General features: G+C 35.4%; 4 protein-coding genes. All 4 read right to left on the bottom strand.

Annotation, left to right across the window (positions count from 1 at the left end; all coding sequences use genetic code 11):
* On the bottom strand, positions 1–860 hold an 860-nt coding region (locus PHU49_15415; protein ID MDD5245396.1), incomplete at its 3' end, for a hypothetical protein.
* A gap of 15 nt (positions 861–875) precedes the next feature.
* Positions 876–1,298, bottom strand: coding sequence for a hypothetical protein (locus PHU49_15410; protein ID MDD5245395.1), 423 nt, complete (start codon positions 1,296–1,298; stop codon positions 876–878).
* 14 nt (positions 1,299–1,312) lie between these two features.
* Positions 1,313–1,960, bottom strand: a complete 648-nt coding sequence (locus tag PHU49_15405; GenBank protein ID MDD5245394.1) for a hypothetical protein — start codon at positions 1,958–1,960, stop codon at positions 1,313–1,315.
* Between the two features lie 14 nt (positions 1,961–1,974).
* The coding region (locus PHU49_15400; GenBank protein ID MDD5245393.1) for a hypothetical protein at positions 1,975–4,009 on the bottom strand (2,035 nt) is incomplete at its 5' end.

The following is a 4,009-nucleotide window of genomic DNA, read 5'->3' as shown; positions in this document are numbered from 1 at the left end:
ATTGTGGTCACTAAAGAAGTTTCCCCACCATCACTAACTTCTCCAGCAATTGTTTGAGATAATACTTGACTTTTCTCTGCCGTTTTATTTCTTCTGGTGCTTGTCAGATCAACATTATCCCCACATTCTAATGTAGGTAAATGTGTGCCAAGAACAATTTCTCTGCCTTTGATGGCATAAGTATGCAGATTTAATTCGGCTTGCCCTCTTGATATAGTAATGTTTGAATTATTATAAATGGCATGTCTAATTTCTGACAAGTCAGTTAATGGTTTTACTTTGAATTTTCTGGTTCCGGTTGGTAATGCCGAAAGAGACAAATGATAAACAAGATCGGTATAATAATAATCCATAACTGTTTCTGGAGAAACATAAGTCAAAATCACCAATAAATCGGCATCTGCTATTCCAGTAGCTACAGGATTAGTTCCATTAGTAACATCTGCAAGAGTATCATATAAAGTCACTACACCAGCTGAAGTAACAGAAACATACCATATTTGATTGGGTTTAACATTCCAATTTTGTAAAGCAATGTCATCATAAACCGGAGATAATTCCGAACATACACAATACAATTTTTGAAAAATATAAGATACAAAATTTTGAGGTTGTTTAATGGCACTAAAAATAAAAGGAACATCCGAATAATCTGCCCCTATGCTCGCTTCAAACAACAAACCAAAATTTTGATAATTATAATAACCTGCTTTGAAAAATTCAAATTCTACGGCAATATTTTCATATTGCAATCCTTGATATTCAAATGAAATTCCCAAATCATCAAAAGTCCATTTGGAAAAAGCAAATAGAACACCTATGCCATCATACTCATCGTACTCATCGTATTCATCAGGCATTTATATTCTCCTTTATTATCTTCTGATAATATCTATAAAAGGATTGCCATCAAGAATGCCTGGTTTCCAACCTACTGTGGCTGTTCCATTATATTCTTGACCATCAATGGCATTTATTCTGGCAATGCTGTCTTTCAAAACATATCCAACAATTTGATTTGTAACGGGAAGTTTCCCGAGAAACCAAAGACCTTGAATCTTTGTTTTACCACCTAGAATATTTCTGCTGGCTTCAACAAAAAAATTATATTCTTTCATACCAGCAAGGACTAATTCATAATTATCTTCTCTGCCTGTTTTCGGATCTGTTCCTTTGAAAGAAAAATTCAATCTTTCAATTGCTGTAGGCTGACAACTTCCCCAACCCGGATTTCCTGATCTTACATCATTCAATTCATGAGTAAGACCACCGATTAATGTTAATTTGATTTTCCACACTTTGCACCTTCCTTTTAATTGTAAGTAAAATGGATTGAAAAAACTAAATCATTGTTGTACCATTCTGCCGCTGCCCAAGCAGCCATCGCACTTGTTAATATATGTTTCATGTTCCAATATAAATATTTAGCTCCGGTCAATACACCAGTATCTAAAGCTATTCTTGAATCTGTTCCTGCTAAAGGAGTCCCGCTCCAAGTAGCACTACCAGGAGTGGCATTTGTAGTGGCAATTGCTCTGAAAAGACTATTTGCAGGAGTACCATCTCCTAATGGTTTACTTTCCCAAGTTGCATGAGAATCATCATCATACATTTCAAGATAAGGAATTGAAGCAGTAGCTCCGCTAAAACAAGCACAGCAAACATATCGTTTATCCCCACCATATACAGCTAGACTGGTTCCTGCCATAACTACTTGTCGATATGTTCCTGCACTATTATCAGCTAAAAATAATGCAGGTGCTTCTGAAGTGCCTGCTTCCGGAATAATAACAGGATAACCTACTCCAGAAAGAAGATCACCATCTTGTTGTTGCAAATCTCTCCATACTAAATAATCTCCTGCTCCTAACAGAAGAAAATTAGAATCTCCTGCAGGATTTGAACACTCCACATCATTCGGTGAAATGCTCACTAAAATATTAACTGATGGTCTTGACATAATTTACTCCTTTCCTAAATACCGTCTGTGCGGGTTAAAGATACTTGTTTAGTAGCCGTTACTCCTTTAGGACCTGTGAGAGTTACCGTAAAATTTTGACCTTTAATTTGCCATATAGTAACTTCTATATTATTTCCTTTTACAACAATATTAGTTCCATCTGTGGACATATCAGAAGCAACATAAGAATCATCGGAAGTTTTATGTAAAGTCCAAGAACCAAATTTTTGAGTACACAAAGGCAACCCTGCACCACCACTTCCTCCACCAATTGTAGTTTGCGTTGCTCCTGTTCTACAACCATATGTACTTGTTTGAAGTATGATTGAAGAAGGTCCTTTTACATAATATGTTTCTGAAGTTTCTCCTGTTACTTCATCTATTGTTTTTGGTTCTTCCACTGCTTCTTCTTTAGCTTCATTAATTGTGGCAGAAAGAACTTGAGACAATCCTTCTTCTGTATTAACCGGAGAAGAAACAGTTATTCGCACATCTCCTGCTGTAACTGCCGTAAAGTAATTTACAACAGAACCTGCTCTTTGATAGGTAATTACTAAAGGAGTTCCTGTAGCAATTATTGTATTTAAATTAATGGTTTTGTTTAAAAAAGAAGAATATAAATTTCCAGATACATGAGTAATTACACCATCAGAATCTTCCGTATAAGTATAAACACCTGTTACACTAGAAATAGCCGAATTAGTAATGCATTGAGTAACTCCTGCTATTACATTGACAGCTTCAGCTTTTTCATCGGTAACTGTAACCGATCCGGTATTCAAAACATTTGAAGCTAAAGTTCCTAATCCGGTATATTCATACATATAAATTTTACCAGAAACAGCTTCATCTCCATTTTCCAAATAAGCCGTTATGGTTGCTATTTCTCCTATTTCTAAAGTCGAAGGTTCTATTTCTGCTGACAATGTACTTGGACATTTGCAATAATTATTTACATAAATGGTTTTTGAATCTTCTTTACCAGATAAAGAAGCTATAATACTAACCTCTCCAGTATATTCTATAGCTCCTGGAGTATATTTTACTACATTATGAACCATTCCAGAAACCACATAAGAAACAACCACCATTTGATCACAATAATTAAAATTACTTTCTGTCAAATAAACTTTTTTTCCATTTAAAATATAAGCACCATTAGCCACAAAATTATTTGCTCTGCTTGTATCTGCATAAGCCCAGATACCAATAATAGTAGCGGCTTCAAATTTAGTGGAAAGAGCTACAAGACTATCCGCTCGGACAATCTCTTTGGATATAAGCATTTCAGCACTATTCTGAATAAGAGAATATACATAGGACAAAGTTGTTGGACTGGCAGGGTCAAAAGACCATTCGACAACTTGATCATTTAAAGGAACTCCTTCTCCATTTTTAACTTGTGCCCACACATCCACATAACCCACTTGCAAAGTGCTTATGCCAATACATTCAGATCCCAATTCAACGGAGATAGAATTTTGAGAAACAGATTCAACTGGAATAATTTTTATTCTATTTCCAAATTCAGGCCATTCCGGTTCTTCATTGATTTCTTGAATAATCAAATCAGTCAGATCATAGTCCGACGTTGTTGGCGCTCTTACTAATCGTTTAATACAGATATTTCCTGCTCTATCTGTGGTAACAAATCCCTCTTCCCCAACAATCAATTCAACTAATTCTTGCAATACTTCAATTGGATATTGATCATCTGCCTCAAAATTATCTGCATATATGGTAAAATCCTGAATCTCACATTTAGTGGAATCCCAAACCAAACCAACTGATTCAATAATCTCCTTACAAATCGCATAAAATGTGGTATCTTCATCCCACAACTTTGTAACCTTTTGAGCAAAAGGTTCTGCTAGTATAGCCGTCGATTGTCTGCCCCAAACTCCTGTCATTGTTTCATGAATGCCTACTTTAAAAGTAGGACGTTCAATAAAAAATGTTCCTTGACTTACCCAAACAGCATCTTCTTCCAATATATCCGTAGTGGACATATATACTTTATCTATCCAAGCATCATTTCCTTCAGTTATT

The organism is Syntrophorhabdaceae bacterium, assembly GCA_028713955.1.
Classification (GTDB): Bacteria; Desulfobacterota; Syntrophorhabdia; order Syntrophorhabdales; family Syntrophorhabdaceae; genus UBA5609.
Note: the sequence above shows the minus strand (reverse complement) of the source record. Positions and strands in the feature narration are given on the sequence as shown.